Below are 22,066 nucleotides of genomic sequence, written 5' to 3'. Positions count from 1 at the left end.
CGGTCACCGCCCCGCCACCGGAGCGGCGGCCGGGTCGAGGTGGGCGAGGGCGTCCAGGACCCGCTCGGCGGTCGGCGCGGTCAGCTCCCGGACCAACCGGCCGTCGGCCAGGAAGACCACCCGGTCGGCGCAGGCGGCGGCGACCGGGTCGTGGGTCACCATCACCACCGACTGTCCGAGGGTGTCGACCGCCTCGCGCAGCAGCCGGAGCACCTCGGCCCCGGCGCGGGAGTCCAGGTTGCCGGTGGGCTCGTCGGCGAAGACCACCCGCGGCTTGGTGATCAGGGCGCGGGCCACCGCGACCCGCTGCTGCTGGCCGCCGGAGAGCTCGGCCGGGCGGTGCCGCAGCCGGTCTCCCAACCCGACCGCGGTCACCACCTGACGCAGCCACGCCGGGTCGGCGCGCCGGCCGGCGACGGCCAGCGGCAGCACGATGTTCTCCTCGGCGCTGAGCGCGGGCAGCAGGTTGAACCTCTGGAACACGAACCCGACCCGGTCCCGGCGCAGCAGGGTCAGCCGCCGGTCGTCGAGGCGGCCCAGGTCGGCGTCGCCGATCCGGACCGAGCCGGCGGTGGGCCGGTCCAGCCCGGCCAGGCAGTGCATCAGCGTCGACTTGCCGGAGCCGGACGGCCCCATGACGGCGGTTAACCGGCCGGCGGCGACGTCGACGTCGACACCGTCGAGGGCGACGACGGCGGACGGACCGCTGCCGTACCGCTTGACCAGGCCCCGGGCGGTGACGGCGACCCCGGCGGTGGCGTGGACGGGTGGTGCGACGGACACGGTGGGACTCCCCGTACGGATGGTGGGTCTGGGACGTCTCCGACGCTATGGCCGGCACCCACCCGCCGAGATCAACCCGGACGCTCGACCCGGGTACGCCGCAGGTCGCCCGCGCCGGCCCACCGGCGTACGCCTCAGGTCGTACGCCGGCCCTCCCCGCCGGGGGTGACCAGCCCGCTCTCGTACGCCAGCACCACCGCCTGCACCCGGTCGCGCAGCCGCAGCTTGGCTAGGATCCGCCCGACGTGTGTCTTCACCGTCGCCTCGGCGACGTGCACCCGGGCGGCGATCTCCGCGTTGGACAGGCCCTGCGCGACCAGTAGCAGGATCTCCCGTTCCCGCTCGGTGAGCTGGGCCAGCCGGGGATCCTCGCCGGGGCCGGGGCCGAGCTGGCCGGCGAACCGGTCGAGCAGCCGCCGGGTGATCGGCGGGGCGACCACCGAGTCACCCCGGGCGACCACCCGGATCGCGGCGAGCAGTTCCTCCGGGGGGACGTTCTTGAGCAGGAAGCCGCTCGCCCCGGCGCGCAGCGCGGCGAACGCGTCGGCCTCGGTGTCGAAGGTGGTCAGCACCAGCACCCGGGGCGGACCGGCCGGCCGGTCGGCGCAGAGCCGCCGGGTGGCCTCCACCCCGTCCATGGTCGGCATCCGCACGTCCATCACCACCACGTCGGCCTCGACGCGGGACAGCACCCGCAGCGCGTCCGCCCCGTCGATCGCCTCGCCGACCACCTCCAGGTCGGGCTGGGAGTCCAGCACCATCCGGAAGCCGGCGCGCACCAGCGCCTGGTCGTCCACGATCACCACCCGGACCGTCATACCGTGCTCACCTCCGTCGCGGGGGTCGACGGTAGCGGCAGCCGGGCCCGGACCTGCCACCCCCCGGCCGGTCGCGGGCCGGCGGTGAGGCTGCCGTCGTACACCGAGAGCCGTTCGCGCATGCCGACCAGGCCGTGCCCGCCGGGCGGCGCCGGGGTGGCCGCCGCGCGGCCCCGCCCGTCGTCGACCACGTCGAGCAGCACGGTGTCGGCGGCGTGGTGCAGGGTGACCTGCACGCCGGCGCCGACCCCGGCGTGCTTGAGCGCGTTGGTCAGCGCCTCCTGCACCAGGCGGTACACGGTCAGCTCCACCCCCTGCGGCAGCGGCGCGGGGGTGCCGGTGACGGTCCACCCCACCCGCAGCCCGGCGGCGCGGAACCGGTCCAGCAGCGCCGGCACCTCGGTCACCGAGGGTCGCCGGTGGGTCGGCTCGTCGGTCAGCCCCGCCGAACGGTCCCGGTCGGCTCCCACGCCGTCGTGCGCACCGGCACCGCCGGCGCCGTCGGCCCCGGGTGCCGGCGGGGGCTCGGCGGCCGGCTCCGCCGGGTCCGGTTCCCGCAGGACGCCGACCAGTCGGCGCATGTCCGCCAGGGCCTGCCGGCCGGTGTCCGCCACGATCCGGACCGCGGTGCGGGCGGTCTCCGGGCTCTGGTCGATCATGTACCGGGCGCCGTCCGCCTGGACGATCATGACGGCCATGCTGTGCGCCACCACGTCGTGCAGTTCCCGGGCGATCCGGGTCCGTTCCTCGGCGACCGCCGCCCGCGCCTCGGCCTCCCGTTCCCGCTCCAGGGTCGCCGCCCGTTCCTCGAGGCTCAGCACGTACAGCCGCCGGGTGCGCACGTTCAGCGCCATCAGCCACACCGCCCCGGTGAGCAGCCCGTAGAAGATGGCCGGGAAGTACCAGGCGACCTGGGACGGGGTCTGCACGGCGGCCAGCACCACCCCGAGCGCCGCCACGATCCCGGCGACGATCCCGGCGCGCAGCCGGTCGGCGTACGCGACCACGCTGTACAACGCGATCAGCACCGCCACGTCGTACGGCAGCGGCCCCCAGCCGAGGGCGACCTGGACGAACGCCAGCGCCGCCACCACGGCGGTCACCGCCGCCGGCCGGACCCGCCGCCACAGCAGCGCGACCGCCATGCCCAGCCCGACCGCGGCGGAGAACCAGCCGCCGGGCTGGGCGGACACCGCCGCCACCCCGAACAGGGCCACCGCGCCGGCCACGGCCACGTCGAAGACGACGGCACGGGTCCGCAGGATCGTCGCGCTCATCGTCACCCAGCGTACGAGGTCCCCGACCGCCCCCTCCGCAGGTGGCGGGGGCGGGGCGGGCGCCGGAACCGGTGTGCGGATTCCGACGCGACACGCCGACAGCCGCGTCGGAACCCGCACACCGCTCGCCGGTGCCGGGCCAGGCGAGGGGTCGGGGTGGGTCAGGTCGGCGTCACGGGGCGCGGCGGGTCAGCAGGGTGGTGGCGGTACGGTGGGCGACCTGGTGCCGCTCGGCGGGGGTGAGGCCGGCACGGGTGAGGGCGTCGGTCACCCGGTCCCGGTCGACTGGGCGCTCGGGCACCGGCCAGTCGCTGCCGGCCGCCACGTGGTCCGCGCCGAGCAGCTGACCGGGTGGACGAAGACGGTCAGCCCGGCCTCGGCGGCCTCCAGGGTGGGCCGGCACCGGGGCGCGTCCAGGTACGCCCCCCGGTGCGCGCAGTCGACCACGATCCCGGGCAGCCCGGCCGCGACGGCGGCGGCGACGGTCCGCGCCCCGGCCTCCCTGGCGTACGCGTCGACCGTGGCCAGCCCGGCGAACCGGTCGGGGTACGCGGCGACCACCGCACACAGGTGGTCGTTGAGCGCCGCGACGGTCCCCGGAGCGATCGACCCGCCGTCGGGGGTGACCATCGACGGTGGGGCGCTGAGCACCCGGCGCGTCACGCCCAGCCGGTCCATCCCGGTCAGCGTGCCGGCCACGTCGCCGACCTCCCGGGCCACCCGCCGCCACGACCGCAGCAACTCGTCGGTGGCGTTGACCGGGGCGAGGGCGGACACCGCCGGGGCGACGTGGTGGCTGTGGAAGTCGACCACCGGCAGCGGCTCGTCGGTCACGTCCGGACCGTCCCCTCGGCGGCGATCAGCCGGAACACCTCGGCGCGCAGCGCGGCGAACCGGGCGTCGGCGCGGGTGGTGAGCTGGTCCCGCTCGGCGGGCAGGTCGACGGTGAGGTCGGCCCGGATGGTGGCCGGTGCCCGGCTGAGCACCAGCACCCGCCCGCCGAGGTAGACCGACTCGTCGATGTCGTGGGTGATGAACAGGACGGTGATGCCGAGTCGCCGCCAGATCGCCCGGACCAGGTCCTCCAGGTCCGCGCGGGTCTGCGCGTCGACGGCGGCGAACGGCTCGTCCATCAGCAGCACCCGGGGCTCGCCGACGATCGCCCGGGCGATCGCCACCCGCTGCTGCATCCCGCCGGAGAGCTGCCAGGGGTACGCCCGGCCGGCGTCGGCCAGGCCGACCGCGGCGAGCGCCTCCTGGGCCCGGCGGTGCCGATACGCGCGGGGCACCCGGCGGGCCAGCAGGGGCAGGGCCACGTTGTCCCGGACCGTCTTCCAGGCGTACAGCTTCCAGGCGTACAGGCTGCGGCCGTACTCCTGGAAGACCACGGCGAGCCCGGGTACCGGGCCGGTGACCGGCGCGCCGTCGAGCAGGACCCGGCCGTCGGTCGGCGGCAGCAGCCCGGAGACCACCTTCAGCAGGGTGGACTTGCCGCCGCCGGAGGGGCCGACGACGCAGACGAACTCACCGGCGGCGACGTCGAAGCTGAGCCCGTCGATGGCCACCACCGGCCGCTGCGCGGACGGGTACACCTTGCGCAGGCCGTCGACGCGCAGCAGCGGCTCGCGGGCCGGCCCGGCGGCGGTCACGAGCGCGCCCCGGTGGCGCGGCGCAGGCCGTGGTGCCAGGCCAGGGCCCGGCGTTCGACGACCTCCAGGGCCGTGGCGAGCAGGGAACCGAGGATGCCCAGGAAGATCATGCCACTCCACATCTCGGGCAGGGCGAAGCTGCGTTGGAACCGGACCACGGCGTGGCCCAGGCCGTCGGTGCTGACCACCATCTCGCTGATGACCATGAGGATGAGCCCGATGCCGAGGGCCTGGCGGAGCCCGGCGGCGATCTGCGGGGACGCCGAGGGCAGCACCAGGTGGCGGAAGGTGGCCAGCCGGGACAGCCCGGCCACCCGGGCGGTGTCGAGTTGGACCTCGTCGGTGCCCCGGACCCCGTCGACGGTGTTGAGCAGCACCGGCCAGAGGCAGCCGAAGGCGATCACGGCGACCTTCATCGCGTCGCCGACACCGACGACCACCAGCAGCACCGGGAGCAGCACCGGGGAGGGCAGCGCGCGGAAGAACGCCAACGCGGGCTCCAGCAGGGTGCGCAGTACCCGGGACGAGCCGATGAGCAGCCCGGCGGCCACGGCCGCAGGAGATCGGGTACTGGGAGCGGGGCCCGCTGTCGGAGACCCAGCGGATCACCGGCGGCCCCTGGTCGACGTACTACTACAACGGCCACATCTACTCCAGCGACATCCAGAAGGGCCTGGACGTGCTGGAACTGCGCGACTGGCGGACCTGGACGGCGCACCTCGTCCAGTACCGCGAGTTCAACGCGCAGACCCAGCACAGCTACCTGAGCTGGTGACCCCACGGGCCGGGTCCGCCCCCGACCGGGGCGGGCCCGGCCCCGTTTCCTCCCCGGGGCGGCCGGGTACCACGACCGGGACGAAGGGGAGGAACGTGACCATGAGCCGCAACGAGTACCACGTGGTGCCCGACGGTGACGGTTGGGCCGTCGAGCAGGGCAGCGACGCGATCGGCAGCTACCCCACGAAGGAGGCCGCCGTCGCGGCGGGCCGGCAGGTCGCCCACGGCAACGAGCCGAGCCAACTCGTCGTGCACACCGCCGACGGCCGGATCGAGACCGAGTACACCTACCGCGACGACCCGTACCCGCCCGCCGGCTGACCGGCGACCGGCCCGGGTCCCCGGGACCGGGCGCCGCACGCGGCCCGTCGGTGTCCGCCGGCGGGCCGCGTGCGAGGATCGGCGGACGTGGAGCACACCGTCGGCAGCCCGCCCCGCCGCAGTACGCGACACCGACCGCACCCGCTGGACCTGGCCGCGACCGCACTCGCGGTGGCCGGTGCCGGCTGCGTGCTGTCCGGGCTGCTGCCCCGGGCCGAGGCGACGGCGACCGTCGCCCGCATCCTGCCCCTGCTGCTGTTCCTCGGCACCGTGGTGGTGCTGGCCGAGCTGACCGCCGCCGCCGGGGTCTTCGACGTGCTCGCCACCCGGCTGGCGGTGACCGCCCGGGGCCGCCGGGGCCGGCTGTTCCTGCTCTGCGTGGCCTTCGCCGCGCTCACCACGATCCTGCTCAACCTGGACACCACGGCGGTGCTGCTCACCCCGGTGCTGCTGGCCCTGGCGGCGCGGCTCGGCCTGGCCGCCCTGCCGCTGGCGGTCACCACGGTCTGGCTGGCGAACACCGCCAGCCTGCTGCTGCCGGTGTCCAACCTGACCAACCTGCTCGCCGCCGACCGGGTGGGGCTGAGCCCGCTCGGGTACGCGGCCCGGATGTGGCTGCCGCAACTGGCCGCGATCGCGGTGACCGCCGGCCTGCTCTGGCTGCTGTACTGGCGCCGGCTGCCGGACCGGTTCGAGGCCCCGCCCCGGCTCGTCCCGGCCGACCCGGTGCTGCACCGTACGGCGGTCGCCGGCTGCCTGCTCCTGGTGGCCGGCATCGCCGCCGGAGTGGAGATCGGGATCGCCTCGACGGTGGCGGCGGCCGTGGTGGTGGCCGGGTTCGCCGTCCGCTCCCCCGCCACCCTGCGCCCCCGGCTGCTGCCCTGGCGGCTGCTGCTCCTGGTGACCGGGCTGTTCCTGGTGGTGCAGACCCTCGGCCGCGCCGGCCTGCACGACCTCGTCGGTGCGCTGCTCGGCCCGGACGGCGGGCCGCTCGGGGTGCTGCGGGCCGGCGGCACCGGGGCGCTGCTGGCCAACGCGGTCAACAACCTCCCGGCGTACCTGGCCGGGGAGGCGGCGCTACCGACCGGCGACCACACCCGCCTGCTGGCCCTGCTGATCGGGACGAACATCGGCCCGCTGGCGCTGCCGTGGGCGTCGCTGGCCACCCTGCTCTGGTACGAGCGGTGCCGGGCGGCCGGGGTGCGGGTGCCGATGCGCCGGTTCGTGGTGACCAGCGCGGTGCTGGCGGTCACCGGCACCCTGGCCGCGCTCGGGGCGTTGCTGCTGACCCGCTGACGCCCGGCCGACCAGCGCTCGGTCAGGTGCCCAGCTCGACCTCGTACGCGCGGCGCAGCCGGGCCCGGGTGGACGGGGCGGGGCAGACGTGCCAGACCGACCCCGCGTCGACCACGTTGACCTCGCCGGCCTCCTGCCGGTCCCGCAGGATCCCGGCCAGGACCTCCCGGGCGCCGAAGCGCCGGTACCAGTCCAGTTCGACGTCGACGGTCCACCCGAGGCAGTGCGCGCCGGGCAGCGGCACCGGGTGCCCGAGTCGCCGCCGCCGGTACTGCTCCTCGGCGCTGCGCACCAGGCTGGTCACCCAGAGCGGCGGGGTGCCCGCCGGGGCGGCCGAGGCGAACTCCCGGGCCACGTCGTTGAGCAGCGCCACCACCTCCCGCCGGGTCCGGCGCGACCGTACCCCGGCGGTGTCCGGGGCGGCGTAGGGTCGCAGCCGCCGGTCGGCCGCCCGCAGGGCCCGGCCGACCCGGCTGGTCGGCTCCTCCCGGTAGCGGAAGCGGGCCAGGTCCCGGCGGCGCAGCCACTCCAGGTCCACCAGATCGGGGCTGTCACGGACCTGGGCGTCGGTGGCGAAGGCGGGGACGTCGCGCCACCACATCAGGTCGATGCGGGACAGCAGGTAGCAGCGGACCAGCCCGGTGAGGTCGCGCACCGCGCTACGGCCGCTCGGCTGGTAGCGGGCCAGCTCCAGCAACAGCGTCTCCCGGGCGGCGACGAGGCCGGCCGGGGTGGCGTCGAGCACGGCGACCACGACCGGGTCCCGGAGCCGGTCGTCGACCAGCGCCTGACGGGCGGTGGCCGAGCCCGGATCGGCGAGCGCACCGATCTCGACGAGCAGTTCCGCCACGGCCGCCCGGTACGCGGCGAGGTCCGGCCCGTCGTCGGGAAGCGCCGGCCCGCCCCGCGACGGTCCGGATCTCGACGGCCCGGCCACGGCGGGCGAGGTGGTCGAGGTGCCGGGGCTGGGCGCGGCCGGGCCGGGCCGCTGTCCGGAGCTGCGGCTCGGCACTCGCATGGTGGGGTCCCTTCTCCCGCCGGCAGGGCCGGGTGAGCCTGACCTCACCGTAGGGGACACAGACTGACCAAGAGTGAGAAATCCTTCTCTTGGTCTCGAAAGGGGACGGACCGGTGACGAGCGTCGCCTCCGTGCGCCCCTGGCCGCCGCAGCGGGAGGCCGAGGGCGGTCACGCCGGCCGCGGGCCGACCGCCTGTCCGCCGAGCGGGGTGACCGTCCGGGTCTCGCCGTCGTAGCTGCGCGCCGCGACGAAGGCGCCGGTGGGTCGGGCGGCTCCGGCGACCGCCCGCGCCCGCCGCCGGTCGGCGTCGCGGAAGCGCAGCGCCAGGCTCAGGTGCGGGATCCACCGGCCCGGCTCGTGCCAGGGCCGGCGGCCCTCGGCGGCGGAGAGCACCGCCCAGACCCCGGCGTGCAGCGCGGTCAGCGCCGGGGTGGGCCGCACCAGCCAGACCAGGGGCGCGCTGCCGTCGAGCACGGTGATCCGGTCGAGGTCCGTCGGCAGCGGCAGCGCCGCCGCGCAGAGGGCGGCCAGCCGTGCCTGCGCACCCGGCGGGAACGCGTCGACCGCGGCGAGGGTCAGGTGCGGGCGGTTGGTGGGATGGATGTTCCGGGCCAGGCTGGGCAGCCCGACCGCGGCGAGCCGGTCCCACGCGGCCCGGACCGTGGCCTCCAACGCCGGGTCACAGACCAGTTCGACGGTACGCACCCGGCCAGGCTAGTGGCGCGCCCCACCCGGTCACAGCCAGCCGGCCTCCCGGGCGATCCGGACCGCCTCGGCCCGGTCGGCGGCGCCCAGCTTCTGCACGCTCGCGGCCAGGTGGTTGCGGACCGTACCGGCGGCCAGGTGCGTCCGGCGGGCGATCACCGGGACCGGCGTGCCGTACTCGGCCAGCCGCAGCAGCTCCAACTCCCGAGGGGTCAGCGGGCACGGCGGCAGGGTGAGCGCGTCGGCGGCCAGCGCCGGGTCGACGTACCGGATGCCGGCGTGGACCCGGCGGATCACGTCCGCCAGCGCCCCGCCCGGCGCCCCCTTGGCCAGGAAGCCCCGGGCCCCGGCGGTGAGCGCCTGCCGCAGGTGTCCGGGGCGGCCGTGGCCGGTGAGGATGACCACCGCGCAGCCGGGCAGCGCCCGGCCGAACTCGGCGACCAGCTCGATCCCGGCCGGCGGCGGCATCTCCAGGTCGACCACCGCGACGTCCGGGCGGTGGGCGCGGGCCGCCGCCAGCGCGGCCCGCCCGTCGCCGGCCTGGGCCACCACCGTCAGGTCGGCCTCCAGGCCGAGCAGCGCGGCGAGCGCCTCCCGGATCAGGTCCTCGTCGTCGGCGAGCAGGACCCGGATCACGGCGTCACCGGCAGCCACGCCTCGAGGGTGAAGACCCCGTCGTCCCCGCACCGGGTCCGCAGGGTGCCGCCGGCCGGCGCCAGCCGGTCGGTCAGCCCCCGCAGCCCGTGGCTGTGCCCGTCGGGCGACCGGGCGGCCCCGGCCCCGTCGTTGCTGACCGTCATCGTGGCCGCCCCCTCCGGTCGGGTGATCTCGATCCGGCACCAGCCGGCCCGGCTGTGCCGCAGGATGTTGGTGCTCGCCTCGCGCAGCACCGCCGCCAGCAGGGCGGCCGGCTCCGGCGGGAGCGGGTCGGCCGGCGCCACCACGCTGCACCGGACACCGCACGAGCGCAGCACGTCGGCGACGGCGGTGAGCTGCTCGGCCAGGTCGACCTCCCGGTAGCCGTGGACCGCCGCGCGGACCCGCTGCAACGCCGAGGCGGCCAGGTGCTGCACCTGCGCGGCCTCCCGGCCGGCCCGGCCGGCGTCCACCGTCGCCAGCCGCGCGGCCAGCTCCGCCTTCAACGCGATCACCGTCAGGTCGTGCCCGAGCAGGTCGTGCACGTCCCGGGCGAAACGGAGCCGCTCCTGCGCGGCGACCAGCCGGGCGCGGGCCTCCTGACCCTGCCGGGCCTCGACGAGCAGGTCCCAGAACCAGAGCTGCAGGGCGTTGACCAGGGCGGCGCCGAGCCCCACCCCACCGGTGACGGCCAGGTGGGAGCCGATCGACCCACCCGTCACCCCGGCCAGCGCGGCCGAGGTCGCCACGGCCGCCCCGCCGGCGACGACGGCGACCGGCCAGCGCGCCAGCACCGGGGCCAACCCGACCAGGGAGGCGCCCAGCCAGGCCCAGGTGGGCCAGGAGCCGGCCGCGACGGGGCCGAGCGCCGGCACGCTCACCACCGCGGTGGCGAGCAGGGCGAGGTGCCACCGCCGCCGCCACACCGGCGACAGCCAGGGGGTGACCGCCGCGTACAGCACGGCGGCGTGCGCGGCGGTGAACGCGGCGACGGCCGTCGCGCCGACGGCGACCCGGACCGGGTCCGGTTCCCGCAGCAGCCCGACGGCGGGGAGCAGGAAGCTGGTCCAGAGGCTGGTCACCAGGGCCACCAGGGCCACCACCCGGGCCCGGCGCAGCCGCCGGTCCCCGGACGGGACCCGCCCGCCGCGCCCGGTCTCCACCGTCATGGTCGCCGATCCTAGGGCGGTTCCCCCGCCGGCCGCACCCGCGCCGGTGCCGGTCCGGGCATGCGTCGCGCACGGCCGAACCGTGCGGCGCGAGGCTGTCGGGCGGACGCCGGTCGGCGGCACCGTGGAGCCATGACATCCTCACCGACCGTACCGGCCACCGCGCCGGCTCCGCCGTCGCGGCACCGCCGGGTGCTCACCATGCTGCACCGCTGGCCCACCGGGCTGGCCCTGCTGATGACCGTCGACAACTGGTTCGCCCCGGCGGTGCTGCCGCCGTGGACCCTGCTGGTGCTCCCGGCCGGGTACCTGCTGATCGGCACGGTGCGTCGCCGCTGGCGCACCCCGGGCGCGCTCCGCGTCGAACTGATCGGCCTGGCCGGGTACACGGCACTGGCCGGGGCGGCGGTGCTCGTCGGGGGTGACACCGGCGCGTGGCTGGTGGCCCTCGGCTGGCTCGGCCACGGGGTCTGGGACCTGGTGCACCACCGCGTCGGCCGGGTGGTGCCACGCGGGTACGCCGAGTGGTGCGGCGTGCTGGACCTCGTCCTGGGGCTGACCATGATCCTGGCGATCGTCACCGGGTGAGACGCCGACCGCACGCAGCGGAGCCGGTCGGGCCGGCGGTGGCGGCCGGTTCCGACCGGCGGCGTGCCGTCGGGCCGGTCGCCGACGCGGCCCGACGGCGGTGATGAAAAGCTCTACCCATGAGTTCCGCACCCGCACCGACCGAACCGACCACCCCCTGCGTGCCCGAGGAGGTGAGCGCCTTCGCGGATCTCGGGCTGCGCGCCGAACTGCTTGGCGCGCTCGCCACCCTCGGGTACGAGGAGCCGACACCGATCCAGCGGGAGGCGATCCCGCCCCTGCTGACCGGCCGCGACCTGCTCGGCCAGGCGGCCACCGGCACCGGCAAGACCGCCGCGTTCGCGCTGCCGCTGCTGCAACGGATGCCCGTGGGGCGCACCGAGGGCGACCCCGTCGCGCTGGTGCTGGTCCCCACCCGGGAACTGGCCGTGCAGGTCTCCGAGGCGTTCCACCGGTACGGCAAGGACCTCGGCACCCGGGTCCTGCCGATCTACGGCGGGCAGCCCATCGGCCGGCAGTTGCGGGCCCTCGACACCGGGGTGGACGTGGTGGTGGCCACCCCCGGCCGGGCCCTCGACCACATCGCCCGGGGCACCCTGCGCCTGGGCGCGCTGGCCACGGTGGTGCTCGACGAGGCCGACGAGATGCTGGACATGGGCTTCGCCGAGGACATCGAGGCGATTCTCGAACACGCGCCGGACCAGCGGCAGACGGTGCTCTTCTCGGCCACCATGCCGGCCCGGATCGACGGCATGGCGCGGGCGCACCTCACCGACCCGGTCCGCATCCTCATCGCCCGGGAGCAGCCGGTCGCCGGGGAGGCGCCCCGGGTCCGGCAGAGCGCCTACATCGTGGCGCGGGCGCACAAGCCGGCGGCGCTGGGCCGGGTGCTGGACGTCGAGTCGCCCACCGCGGCGATCGTGTTCTGCCGCAGCCGCGAGGAGGTGGACCGGCTCACCGAGACGATGAACGGGCGCGGGTACCGGGCCGAGGCGCTGCACGGCGGGATGAGCCAGGAGCAGCGGGACCGGGTGATGGGGCGGCTGCGGGCCGGCACCGCCGACCTGCTGGTCGCCACCGACGTGGCCGCCCGGGGGCTGGACGTGGAGCAGCTCAGCCACGTGGTCAACTACGACGTCCCGTCCGCCCCCGAGTCGTACGTGCACCGGATCGGGCGGGTCGGCCGGGCCGGCCGGGAGGGGGTGGCGATCACCCTGGCCGAGCCCCGGGAACACCGGATGCTCAAGACCATCGAGCGGGTCACCGGCCAGCGGATCACCATCGACAAGATCCCCACCGTGGCGGACCTGCGCACCCGCCGCCTGGAGCTGACCCAGGCCGCGTTGCGGGAGAGCCTGCTGGAGGACGACCTGACCCCGTTCCGGGTCATCGTCGAGTCGCTGTCGGACGAGTTCGACCTGATGGAGGTGGCCCTGGCGGCGGTGAAGCTGGCCCACGAGGCGACCCTGCCCGGCAGCACCGACGAGGACGAGGAAATTCCGCAGGCCGCCGTCCGCCCGGCCCGGGAGAACCGCCCCGGCGGCGAGGGACGCGGCGCCGAGCGGCGCCCGGCCCGGCCCCGGGGCGCGGGCACCACGCAGGTCTTCATCGGGCTGGGCCGGCGGGCCGGGGTGCGCCCGCAGGATCTGGTCGGCGCGATCACCGGGGAGACCCGGGTGAGCGGCCGGGAGATCGGCTCGATCGAGATCGCCGACCGGTTCTCCCTGGTCGAGGTGCCGGTCGGGGCGGCCGACGAGGTGATCGCCGGGCTGCGCGGCAGCACCATCAAGGGCCGCAAGGCGACGGTACGCCGCGACCGCGATGGCGACAGCCGCCGCTGAGGGGTAAGGAAGGGCCCCCTCTTAACGCCTCCGGTAGAGAGGGGCGCCCTTCTCACCCGCCCGGAGCCGGGCCGGGCGACCGGCTCGGGCCGCACCGGCTCCGGGCGTACGGGCCGGGCGTCAGAGGGCGTACGGGCCGAACCGGCCCCAGGCCACCAGCAGGGCCGCGACGAGCAGCAGCCCGGTGAGGGCGGCGGCCGGGTACTCCCGGGCGCGCACGTGGATCACCACCGCCCCGAGCATCACCACCGCCGCGCCGACGGCGGCCAGCGGGGTGAACACCGGGGCGATGCCGGTCGCCGCCGGCAGGACCAGCCCGACCGCGCCCAGCACCTCGACCGCGCCCAGCGCCGTGACCTGGCCGGGCGGCACGCCGTCGACCCAGCTCATCCGGTCCCGCAGCTTCTCCGTGGGCTGGCTGACCTTGGTGAGGCCGGCGCCGAGGAGGATCGCCGCGAGGCCGATCTGGAGTACCCACAACAGGATGGTCATCGCCGCCTCCGGCCACGGGGGAAGGGATGCCGACCGTACCCGCTGCGGGCCGCACACGCGAGGTGTCGCGCCGCCCGGCCCGCAGCCGGGGTCAGGCGGCGGTCAGGGCCGGCCCGGTGAGGGTGTCGGCGTCGGCCGGGCGCAGCGCCAGGGCGAGCACGTCGGCGACGTCGGCGAGGGTGTGCACGGTCAACGCCGACCGCACCTCCTCGGGCAGGTCGTCGAGGTCCGGCGCGTTGCGGGCCGGGATGACCACCTCGGTCAGGCCGGCCCGGTGCGCGGCGAGCAGCTTCTGCTTCACCCCGCCGATGGGCAGCACCCGGCCGGAGAGGGTCACCTCGCCGGTCATCCCGAACTCCGGGCGGACCGGTCGGCCGGTGACCAGGGACGCGAGGGCGGTGACCATGGTGATGCCGGCGCTGGGGCCGTCCTTGGGCACCGCGCCCGCCGGGACGTGCAGGTGGATCCGCTGCCCGGCCAGCGCGTTCGGGTCCAGTCCGAGTCGGCGTCCGTTGGAGCGCAGGTACGACCAGGCGATGTGCGCGGACTCCTTCATCACGTCCCCGAGCTGGCCGGTGAGGGTCAACCCCGGCTCGCCCGCCATGCTGGTCGCCTCGACGAAGAGCACGTCCCCGCCGGCGCCGGTGACGGCCAGCCCGGTGGCCACCCCGGGCACGGCGGTGCGCTCGGCCGACTCCGGCGTGAACCGCGGCCGGCCCAGGTAGCGGACCAGGTCGTCGGTGCCCACCCGGACCGGGGTCGGGTCGGTCGCCAGGCTCACCGTGACCTTGCGCAGGATCTTCGCCAGGGCCCGTTCGAGCTGCCGTACCCCGGCCTCCCGGGTGTGCTCCCCCGCGATCCGGGCCAGCACGGCGTCGTCGACGGTGACCTCGTCGGCGGTCAGCCCGGCCCGGTCCCGCTGCCGGGGCAGCAGGTGGTCGCGGGCGATCGCCACCTTCTCGTCCTCGGTGTACCCGTCCAGGGTGACCAGTTCCATCCGGTCCAGCAGCGGGCCGGGAACGTTCTCCACCACGTTGGCGGTGGCCAGGAAGAGCACGTCGGACAGGTCGAGGTCGACCTCCAGGTAGTGGTCGCGGAAGGTGTGGTTCTGCGCCGGGTCGAGCACCTCCAGCAGGGCGGCGGCCGGGTCGCCGGCGTAGCCGACGGCCAGCTTGTCCACCTCGTCGAGGAGCACCACCGGGTTCATCGAGCCGGCCTCGCGCAGCGCCCGGACGATCCGGCCCGGCAGCGCGCCGACGTAGGTGCGCCGGTGGCCCCGGATTTCCGCCTCGTCGCGGACCCCGCCGAGGGAGACCCGGACGAAGGTCCGGCCCAGCGCGCGGGCCACCGACTCGCCGAGGCTGGTCTTGCCGACCCCGGGCGGGCCCGCGAGGGCGAGCACCGCGCCGGAGCCGCGCCCGCCGACCACGCCGAGGTCGCGCTCGGCGCGGCGGTTGCGCACCGCCAGGTACTCCAGGATGCGGTCCTTCACGTCGGCCAGGCCGGCGTGGTCGGCGTCGAGCACCGCGCGGGCCGCGGCCAGGTCGGTGTTGTCCTGGGTACGGGTGCTCCACGGCATCTCCAGCACCGTGTCCAGCCAGGTCCGGATCCAGCCCGCCTCCGGGGAGGCGTCACTGGCCCGCTCCAGCTTGCCGACCTCGCGCAGCGCCGCCTCGCGGACCTGCTCGGGCAGGTCGGCGGACTCCACCCGGGACCGGTAGTCGGCGGAGCCGTCCGGCTCGTCCTCGCCGAGTTCCTTGCGGATGGCGGCGAGCTGCTGGCGCAGCAGGAACTCCCGCTGGGACTTCTCCAGCCCCTCCCGGACGTCGGTGGTGATCCGCTCGGCGACCTCCTGCTCGGCCAGGTGCTCCTTCACCCAGCCGACCAGCAGCTCCAGCCGGGCGGTGACGTCCGGGGCGGCGAGCAGCTCGGTCTTCTGCGCCAGGCTGAGCCAGGGCGCGTAGCCGGCCGCGTCGGCCAGCTCGGACAGGTCGGTCATCCGTTCCATCGCGTCGATGACCTGCCAGGCGCCTCGCTGCTGGAGCACGGAGGTCATCAGGGCGCGGTACTCGCGGGCGAGGTCGCGGGCCCGACCGGCGGGGGCGGGTTCGGGCAGTTCGGTCGCCTCGACCCAGAGGGCGGCCCCGGGGCCGGGGACGCCTGAGCCGATCCGGGCCCGGCTCAGGCCACGGATCACCGCGGCCGGTTCGCCGCTGGGCAGCCGGCCGACCTTCTCGATGGTGGCGACCGCGCCGACCGGCCCGTACTCGCCGTCGAGGCGCGGTACGGCGAGGAGCCGGCCGTCGCCGGTGGCGCGGGCCGCGTCGACGGCGGCCTGGGTGCTCGGGTCGAGGGTCACCGGGATGACCATGCCGGGCAGCAGGACGGCGTCGGTCAGGGGTAGTACCGGAAGAGTTGCCATCGAACACCTGCCATCGCGTTGAGTTGAGCGTGTCAGGCTCAAGTAACAAAAGGTTCCCGTTGTTCCGGGGTGTGACCCAGGACACGATCACCCCCGCGCGCCCCCCGCGCGGGACCACCGGGAGGCGGCCGACCTGCCCGCAAATCGAATGCCGACGACGTCGTTACCCGCGTTCCGGCCTATCGCGCGGGGCGCACCCTGGCACGAGCCGGGCCGCCCGGGCTACTCACCGATTGCGCTTCCTCGCCGGCGGGCACCGTTTCCACCGGTCGACCGCGACTTAACACTCCGGCTATCACGACCCGCCGAATGGAAGGCGGCGCATATTGTTGCGCTTTTGCCCACCGGTACGTCAAACTTTTACCCACACCCGCCACACACAGGGAGTAATCGGCCATGGCAAGGAAAGTAATCACGGTTCTCACCGACGATCTGGACGGCGGAAAGGCCGATCGTACGGTCGAGTTCAGCCTCGACGGGGTGACCTACACGATCGACGTCTCCGACGAGAACGCCGGCATGCTGCGCAAGGCCCTCGACCCGTACATCAATGCCGGGCGCCGGATCGGTCGCGGCCCGGTCGAGAGCGGTCGGCCGGGCCGCCGGGGCAGCCGCCCGATCTCGGGAATGGACCGCGAGCAGAACCGGGCGATCCGCGAATGGGCGGTCAAGAACGGCCACGAGATTTCCGAGCGCGGGCGGATCCCGGTCTCGGTCGTCGAGGCCTACAAGAACCGCTGACCGCCTCGGTCCGGCCACCAGCCACTCCGGGGTCACGCCGGGCCGGCGGCGTCGGCCCCGGGGGCTGCGGCACACCGCACCACCTGTCCACGGCGGAGGCGAGCGGGCCGACGGCCCACCGGCACGCCCGACGGCGGCAGCCGCCCGGAACCTGCCCGGGCGGCTGCCAGTTCGTCGCGCGACGGGCTCAGTTCACCTGGATCCGGACCACGTCGAAGGCCGGGGTCTGGTTGGCCCGTTCCATCATCGGCACCCGGTGGGAGCCGTCGCCGGCCCACACGGCGCACTGGGCGACACCCTGCTGCGGCAGGCCCGGCACCTGGATCGCGACCTCGTCCGGGTTGCGTCCGCCGGCGCCGTCCTCGGTCGCCACGAAGAAGGCGGGCGCCGGCGCCGGGTCCGGTGCCTCGGTGGTGCTGCCGAGCATCCGGCAGGCGCTGTGGAAGTGACCCCGGGTCAGCCCCTCCCCGTTGAGCACCGAACTCTCCAGGTAGTAGCCGCCCTGGCCGGCGGCGAGGAAGCGGTCCCGGACCAGGTTGCGCGTCGACACCCGCAGGGTGAACGCCTGGTTCGCCTGGACCTGCTCGGGGAACTCCGTGATCAGCAGCGACGGGTTGTCGCCGGCGCTGCCGACCTCGCCGAACGCGGTGCTGACGCACCGGTTGCCGTTCTGGAAGCCGTCGTGGCGCTGGAGGCGGCTGTTGTCGCAGTTCTGCGCCAGCACGTCGAGGCCGTTGTTGTTGCCCCCGCCGTCGTTCCCACCGTTGTTGTTGCCGCCGTTGTTGTTCCCGTTGTTGGGGTTGGCGTCGACGACCTGGCAGGTGACCAGCTCGTCGAGGCCCTGCGGACGCTCGGCGACCCGGCCGATGGCGATCGCGATCCGGTCCAGGGTGGCCTTCCGCTTGGCGGCCAGCGGAGCCAGGATCGCGTTGTCGATGAACCCCTGACCCTTGCGGCCCTCCGCCGCCAGGCGCCGGTTGGCCTCCTCGATCTGGGTGGTGAGCAGGGCGAGGTTGCGCGAGACCTCCCGCTGCGCCCGCGCGGGGATCTCCCGGGGCAGCTTGCCGGTGGGATCCGGGCAACTGATCGTCCGGACCTCGGCGCCGGTCCGCAGCGACTGGCACTGGGCCTTGGACATCTGCCCGTCGCCCCAGTGGTTGCGGACGTCGCGGCCGTTCTGCTCGTTGACGGTGATGCCGGTGCCGTTCCTGGCGGTCGCGCCGGCCGGCGGCGCCACGCACTCCGACGACACCGTCCGGGTACGCGACGGTCGGTCTTGGGCGGACGAGATCTGGGTCACCGCCACGATTCCGCCGAAGACCGCGAGCGTACCGGCCACGGCGATCAGCCGGTTGCGCCGCGTGTTACCGGCTGACCGTCGCGCCCGTGTGGACCTGCGCATCGAATTGTTCTCCTTCTCGATCCGGTAGTGGACCCGTGCCCCCGGCGGGCCGACGGAATTCGGGTGGCGGCGCCGCGTCGGGGAGCACCGCGACACCTCCGGTCGCACGTCGATGACCGACGATGCCCTTTCCGCACCGTCGCCCACGCCTCACGACGCGGGGGAAGATCTTGTCCATTCGCGCATGAGTACGGAGCCACGGCGGCGGGGGTTCAACCGGTTCCGAGGATTGTGCGAGGAAATTCCACGGGCGGGCGGCAGCCGGCCGAGCCGGCCCCCGACCGGGGGCGTGACCGGCCCGGCACCGATTTCCGTCGGCGACGGGGCGGGCCGCACATTGTGCCCGGCTGGCTCCGGATGGTGATCCCACCGTCGCAGAAAGCAGAAAACGGTCGACCGGGCGTACCCGGCCTCGGCCGACGCCCGGCCGAATCCCCGCGGGTCAGTCGGCGCAGAGGTGGTCGAAGGCGAATCCGTCGTCGAACTCGTCGCGGTGCGACCGCAGCCGCAGGATGTCCGCCCGCACCCGCGCCCGGGACACCAGGTGCGGCTCGACCCCGGTCAGGTCCCGCAGCCGGTCGCCGATCGCCACCGCGGCCAGGTCCTCGGCCAGGCGGGCCGGGTCCACCCCGCAGGAGAAGCCGTGCTCCCGGACCGAGACCCGCTCCACCAGACACCGGTCGGGCGCCACCTCGACCCAGCTCCACCCCTCGCCCGGCCCGGCGCGCCACCGCACGTGCAGCCCGCGCACGATCGGGTCGACCAGCCGCCGACCCACGTACGCCTCCAGGGCCGCCGCGCGGGCCAGCGCGCCCAGGTCGTTGACGGGCCCCTGCCGCCCGTCGGGCAGCCGGCCCAGGATGTCCCGGAAGCCCACCGGCGGTTCGGTCCCCGGCTCGTCCGGCGTGGCACCGGCCTGCGTCGCCGCCGCGTAGCGGCGCGCGTCGAGCACGTACTCGACGATCCGGCGGCCGTGGTCGGCGGCGCGCAACGTCGGCGAGGAGATCAGCAGCAGCGGCAGGCCGACCGCCGCGCAGACCGCGCTCTTCATCCGGTCCGCCCGCCCGGCCGGGCCGCCCGGCTCCCCCGTCGGGCCGATCTCGACGGCGAACACCGGCTGCCCGGTGTCGGCGGCGCAGACGACGACGTCCAGGCTCTCCCGCAGGGCCGAACTCCACTGGTTCCCGGTGATGCCCGGCGGGCGGCGGTGCACCAGGTCGCTGAGCCGGCGGTCGGGGTACCCGACGTGGCCGTCCCGGCGCAGCGCCGGGCCGCGTCCCGCGTCGGCGGGGAGCGCACGCAGCCACACGCCGTCGTCACCACCGGTGCGTGTCATCCGCCTGATCCGTCCCTGAGCCGCCGACCGGGCCCGATTCTAGGCCGCCGGCCGGGGCCGGTCCCCGACCGGCCCGCCCGCACGGCGGTCCGCTGCGGTCTACGGCCGGGCGGCGGGCTCCGGTTTGCGGCCGGGCGGCGCGACCGGGTGCAATGGGCCGGTGCCGATCCTGCTCACCACCGCCCGCCTGGTGCTGCGCGAGTTCACTCCGGCCGACGTGGACCTGCTGGTCGAGCTGGACAGCGACCCGGCGGTGATGCGGTACCTCACCGGTGGCGAGGCGACCCCGGCGCAGACGGTCCGGGAGCGGGTCCTGCCCCGGATCCTGGCCCACTACCGGCGGCCACCCGGGCTGGGGTGGTGGGCCGCCGAGCGCCGCGCCGACGGGGCGTTCCTCGGCTGGTTCGAGTTCCGTCCGCCGCGCGACGGCGACCCCCGGGAGGTGGAGCTCGGCTACCGGCTGCGGCGCGCCGCCTGGGGCGTGGGCCACGCCACCGAGGGGGGCCGGGCCCTGATCGAGCGGGGCTTCACCGAGTGGGGCGTGCAGCGGGTGACGGCGGTCACCATGGCGGTCAACACCGCCTCCCGGCGGGTCATGCGGCGGTGCGGGCTGCGGCACGTCCGGACCGTCCACCAGCACTGGGCCGAGCCGATTCCCGGCGCCGAGCACGGCGAGGTGGAGTACGCCCTGACCCGGGCGCAGTGGCTGCGCCGCCGCGACCGCGTCACCGGGTCCGGCTAGGCTCGCGGGGTGGTGCTGCACAGTGGACCGGTCAGTGAACGGCTGACCAAGCGCAGCCTCGTCACCGTCTCGCACGCGATCGAACGGGCCGCGCTGGCCTCCGCCGAGGACGGCCCGCTGGTGGTGTTCGCGCTCTTCCAGCGGCTGCCGTACTTCGGCCGGGAACGCCGGCGGTACGAGCGGATCGCGGCGCGGGCGGCGGCCACCGTGGTGGGCCTCGTCGGGGCCGACCCGGTGCTGCCGCCCCCTGGGGCGTACGGGGTGGCGCTGGACGGGGACGAGGAACTTGCCCGGGAGTGGAGCGTGGTGGCGCTGACCCCCCGCTTCGGCGGGGTGTTGGTGGCCCGGGACCTGGCCGAGGTGGCGCCGGAGGCGACCACCCTGGAGTCGGGCCGGCTCTTCGACGGCCGGTGGAGCTTCCGCCGCGACGAGGCGTTGCACGAGGTGCTGCGCCTGCGCGACCGGCTCGCCGGCCGGCTGCCGGTGGCGGCCCGGGACGCCGTGGACGAGACCGTGGGCCGGGTGCGGGACCTGCCGGCCACGCCGGGCGAGGCCCGCGTCGAGGCGGCGATGCGGTTGCTGGCCGGGCGGGCCGAACAGGCGTACCGGGCCGCCCTCGCCCGGTCCGAGGTGGCCGACGAGCCGACCCGGCTGCTCGACGAGACGGGCCTGGCCCACTGGGCCGGGGCGGGCGGGGTGACCGCCTCGGGGGTCCTGCCGGTGGCGTTGATCGGGGTCCGGGTGGAGGATCGCGCCGGCTCACCGGGTGGCGTGGCCCGGCGCGGCGCGGTTCGGGAGGCGCAGGCCGTCCTCGGCGCGCTGACCGGCCCGCTCGGCCCCGCCGACCGGGCCGTCCGCCTCGCCGAGCGGGAGTTCCTGCTGGTCCTGCCGGCGCTGACCGAGGAGCAGGCGGTCGCGGCGGCGCACCGGGTGCACGAGTCGATGGCCGGCCTCGCCAGCTCCTACCCCTTCGTCACGTTCACCGTGCACACCGTCGTCGCGGTGACGGCCCGCCGGCCGCTGCCGGTGGCCGATGTCCGGGAGGCCCTGCGGTGGGCCGTGCGGGAGGGGGTACCGGTGGCGACGGTCGCCGCCGCGCCGGCCCCCGTGGCCACGGCGGGGCGCTGACCGACGGCGGCCCGGAGGCCTTCGCCGGCACCCCCTGCGCGCTGCTCTCCGGCCGGCACCTGACCTGGTACGGCCCGTCGCTGGCGCGGGCCCCGTCCGTGCTCGCCGCGCAGTTGGCCCGACCGGTCACCGCCCCCGGCCGCTGACCGGCCCGGGTGGGCCGGGCCCGGCCAGGGGGGTGCCGGACCCGGCCGCCGGCCCGGCGGGGGTGCCGGGCCCGGGAGGCGGCGCTCAGGCCACCGGATCGGGCGCGGGCGCCCGGTCGTCCACGTCGTACCCGATCTCGTTGGTCACCCCGACCACGCCGCTGACCCGGGCGGCGAGCCGGCCGGCCAGGTCGGCGTCGGAACGGCGGTCCAGCCGGCCGGCCAGGGTCACCGCGCCGTCGCGTACCCGCACCGTGACCAGACCGTCCTGCACGGCGAGCACCCGGCGCAGCACCTCCTGCACCACGTCCTCGCGGATCTCGGCGTCGCTGCGCAGGTGCACCCGGAGCAGGTCGCTGCGGGTGACGATGCCGACCAGCCGGCCCAGGTCGTCGAGCACGGGCAGCCGCTTGACCCGCTCCCGGTCCAGCCGCCGGGCCGCGGCCGGCAGCGACTCCTGGGCGTACGTGGTCACCGCGGGCGTGCTCATCAGGTCCCGGGCCAGCAGCGCGCCGGCCTTCTCCCGGGCGTCCCGGCGACGCCGGCCGACGAAGACCCGCCGCTGGTCCGCCTGCCCGCTGTGTTCGATCTTGTGCAGCAGATCCGCCTCGGAGACCACCCCGAGCACCCGGCGGGACCCGTCCACCACCGGCACCGCGCTGATCCCGTGCCGCAGCAACGCGTCGACGACCGCCCGGTACGGCGTCTCCTCCCGCACCGTCACGACGTCCACGGTCATCACGTCGCCCACCTGCCAGGTCCGCATCGCCACCTCCTG

General features: G+C 75.9%; 22 protein-coding genes and 1 pseudogene. 8 read left to right on the top strand and 15 right to left on the bottom strand.

Going from position 1 to position 22,066, the window contains the following annotated elements; all coding sequences use genetic code 11:
• Window positions 1-3 precede the first annotated feature (3 nt).
• The 6 genes from ACQUFX_RS07915 to ACQUFX_RS07890 all read right to left on the bottom strand — a co-directional run bounded on the left by ACQUFX_RS07915 (window position 4) and on the right by ACQUFX_RS07890 (window position 5,078).
• The gene (locus ACQUFX_RS07915) at window positions 4-783 is read right to left on the bottom strand and encodes an ABC transporter ATP-binding protein (protein ID WP_428965374.1); all 780 of its coding nucleotides are present in this window, start codon (window positions 781-783) and stop codon (window positions 4-6) included.
• 134 nt (window positions 784-917) lie between these two features.
• Complete coding sequence (locus ACQUFX_RS07910; protein ID WP_428965373.1) at window positions 918-1,601, bottom strand: response regulator; 684 nt, start codon at window positions 1,599-1,601, stop codon at window positions 918-920.
• A complete protein-coding gene (locus tag ACQUFX_RS07905; RefSeq protein WP_428965372.1) occupies window positions 1,598-2,878 on the bottom strand; it encodes a sensor histidine kinase in 1,281 nt (426 codons plus the stop codon). Before ACQUFX_RS07905 ends, ACQUFX_RS07910 begins: the two co-directional genes overlap by 4 nt.
• 267 nt (window positions 2,879-3,145) lie before the next feature.
• Window positions 3,146-3,712 (bottom strand): amidohydrolase family protein, encoded by a 567-nt coding sequence (locus tag ACQUFX_RS07900; RefSeq protein WP_428965371.1) that lies wholly within the window; start codon window positions 3,710-3,712, stop codon window positions 3,146-3,148.
• Window positions 3,709-4,527, bottom strand: a complete 819-nt coding sequence (locus ACQUFX_RS07895) for an ABC transporter ATP-binding protein (RefSeq protein ID WP_428965370.1) — start codon at window positions 4,525-4,527, stop codon at window positions 3,709-3,711. Before ACQUFX_RS07895 ends, ACQUFX_RS07900 begins: the two co-directional genes overlap by 4 nt.
• Window positions 4,524-5,078: an ABC transporter permease gene (locus ACQUFX_RS07890; protein ID WP_428965368.1), complete on the bottom strand. Its 555-nt coding sequence runs from the start codon at window positions 5,076-5,078 to the stop codon at window positions 4,524-4,526. Before ACQUFX_RS07890 ends, ACQUFX_RS07895 begins: the two co-directional genes overlap by 4 nt.
• 325 nt (window positions 5,079-5,403) lie before the next feature.
• Here ACQUFX_RS07890 and ACQUFX_RS07885 point away from each other — a divergent pair, with 325 nt between their 5' ends.
• Window positions 5,404-5,625 carry a DUF2188 domain-containing protein gene (locus tag ACQUFX_RS07885; protein WP_428965367.1) on the top strand — a complete coding sequence of 74 codons (222 nt, stop codon included), beginning with the start codon at window positions 5,404-5,406 and terminating at the stop codon, window positions 5,623-5,625.
• Window positions 5,626-5,712: 87 nt separating this feature from the next.
• The gene (locus ACQUFX_RS07880; protein WP_428965366.1) at window positions 5,713-6,921 is read left to right on the top strand and encodes an SLC13 family permease; all 1,209 of its coding nucleotides are present in this window, start codon (window positions 5,713-5,715) and stop codon (window positions 6,919-6,921) included.
• Window positions 6,922-6,943: 22 nt separating this feature from the next.
• On the opposite strand, the gene ACQUFX_RS07875 is transcribed toward ACQUFX_RS07880, so the two are convergent.
• From ACQUFX_RS07875 to ACQUFX_RS07860, 4 genes are all read right to left on the bottom strand, one after another.
• Window positions 6,944-7,939, bottom strand: a complete 996-nt coding sequence (locus ACQUFX_RS07875) for a hypothetical protein (RefSeq protein WP_428965365.1) — start codon at window positions 7,937-7,939, stop codon at window positions 6,944-6,946.
• 169 nt (window positions 7,940-8,108) lie between these two features.
• Window positions 8,109-8,645 (bottom strand): 2'-5' RNA ligase family protein, encoded by a 537-nt coding sequence (locus ACQUFX_RS07870; protein ID WP_428965364.1) that lies wholly within the window; start codon window positions 8,643-8,645, stop codon window positions 8,109-8,111.
• 30 nt (window positions 8,646-8,675) lie between these two features.
• On the bottom strand, window positions 8,676-9,281 hold the full coding sequence (locus ACQUFX_RS07865) for a response regulator (protein WP_428966894.1): 606 nt from the start codon (window positions 9,279-9,281) through the stop codon (window positions 8,676-8,678).
• Window positions 9,278-10,450 (bottom strand): sensor histidine kinase, encoded by a 1,173-nt coding sequence (locus ACQUFX_RS07860; protein ID WP_428965363.1) that lies wholly within the window; start codon window positions 10,448-10,450, stop codon window positions 9,278-9,280. Before ACQUFX_RS07860 ends, ACQUFX_RS07865 begins: the two co-directional genes overlap by 4 nt.
• Window positions 10,451-10,582: 132 nt before the next feature.
• Here ACQUFX_RS07860 and ACQUFX_RS07855 point away from each other — a divergent pair, with 132 nt between their 5' ends.
• Window positions 10,583-11,038: a hypothetical protein gene (locus ACQUFX_RS07855; RefSeq protein WP_428965362.1), complete on the top strand. Its 456-nt coding sequence runs from the start codon at window positions 10,583-10,585 to the stop codon at window positions 11,036-11,038.
• A gap of 119 nt (window positions 11,039-11,157) precedes the next feature.
• Window positions 11,158-12,879, top strand: coding sequence for a DEAD/DEAH box helicase (locus ACQUFX_RS07850; protein ID WP_428965361.1), 1,722 nt, complete (start codon window positions 11,158-11,160; stop codon window positions 12,877-12,879).
• Between the two features lie 120 nt (window positions 12,880-12,999).
• Here the strand turns inward: ACQUFX_RS07850 and ACQUFX_RS07845 are convergent, their stop codons facing one another.
• Together ACQUFX_RS07845 and lon are read right to left on the bottom strand one after the other, a co-directional pair.
• Complete coding sequence (locus ACQUFX_RS07845) at window positions 13,000-13,371, bottom strand: DoxX family protein (RefSeq protein ID WP_428965360.1); 372 nt, start codon at window positions 13,369-13,371, stop codon at window positions 13,000-13,002.
• A gap of 91 nt (window positions 13,372-13,462) precedes the next feature.
• Window positions 13,463-15,793, bottom strand: a complete 2,331-nt coding sequence (lon, locus tag ACQUFX_RS07840; protein ID WP_428965359.1) for an endopeptidase La — start codon at window positions 15,791-15,793, stop codon at window positions 13,463-13,465.
• A gap of 396 nt (window positions 15,794-16,189) precedes the next feature.
• Between lon and ACQUFX_RS07835 the strand changes: the two genes are divergently transcribed.
• On the top strand, window positions 16,190-16,534 hold the full coding sequence (locus tag ACQUFX_RS07835; protein ID WP_067368520.1) for a histone-like nucleoid-structuring protein Lsr2: 345 nt from the start codon (window positions 16,190-16,192) through the stop codon (window positions 16,532-16,534).
• Between the two features lie 187 nt (window positions 16,535-16,721).
• Here ACQUFX_RS07835 and ACQUFX_RS07830 read toward each other — a convergent pair whose 3' ends face one another.
• Both ACQUFX_RS07830 and ACQUFX_RS07825 read right to left on the bottom strand, forming a co-directional pair.
• The gene (locus tag ACQUFX_RS07830; protein WP_428965358.1) at window positions 16,722-17,936 is read right to left on the bottom strand and encodes a hypothetical protein; all 1,215 of its coding nucleotides are present in this window, start codon (window positions 17,934-17,936) and stop codon (window positions 16,722-16,724) included.
• Between the two features lie 442 nt (window positions 17,937-18,378).
• Window positions 18,379-19,272 carry a PDDEXK family nuclease gene (locus tag ACQUFX_RS07825; protein ID WP_428965357.1) on the bottom strand — a complete coding sequence of 298 codons (894 nt, stop codon included), beginning with the start codon at window positions 19,270-19,272 and terminating at the stop codon, window positions 18,379-18,381.
• A 160-nt stretch (window positions 19,273-19,432) separates the two neighbouring features.
• Between ACQUFX_RS07825 and ACQUFX_RS07820 the strand changes: the two genes are divergently transcribed.
• From ACQUFX_RS07820 to ACQUFX_RS07810, 3 genes and pseudogenes are all read left to right on the top strand, one after another.
• Window positions 19,433-20,014, top strand: a complete 582-nt coding sequence (locus ACQUFX_RS07820; RefSeq protein ID WP_428965356.1) for a GNAT family N-acetyltransferase — start codon at window positions 19,433-19,435, stop codon at window positions 20,012-20,014.
• Window positions 20,015-20,023: 9 nt separating this feature from the next.
• Window positions 20,024-21,142 carry a DICT sensory domain-containing protein gene (locus ACQUFX_RS07815; RefSeq protein WP_428965355.1) on the top strand — a complete coding sequence of 373 codons (1,119 nt, stop codon included), beginning with the start codon at window positions 20,024-20,026 and terminating at the stop codon, window positions 21,140-21,142.
• Between the two features lie 8 nt (window positions 21,143-21,150).
• A pseudogene (locus ACQUFX_RS07810) lies at window positions 21,151-21,288 on the top strand (helical backbone metal receptor); the annotation flags it as partial.
• An 85-nt stretch (window positions 21,289-21,373) separates the two neighbouring features.
• Here ACQUFX_RS07810 and ACQUFX_RS07805 read toward each other — a convergent pair.
• A complete protein-coding gene (locus ACQUFX_RS07805) occupies window positions 21,374-22,054 on the bottom strand; it encodes a CBS domain-containing protein (protein ID WP_428965354.1) in 681 nt (226 codons plus the stop codon).
• Window positions 22,055-22,066: the final 12 nt, after the last annotated feature.

The organism is Micromonospora fluostatini, from assembly GCF_050410825.1.
Taxonomy (GTDB): domain Bacteria; phylum Actinomycetota; class Actinomycetes; order Mycobacteriales; family Micromonosporaceae; genus Micromonospora; species Micromonospora rosaria.
Note: the sequence above shows the minus strand (reverse complement) of the source record. Positions and strands in the feature narration are given on the sequence as shown.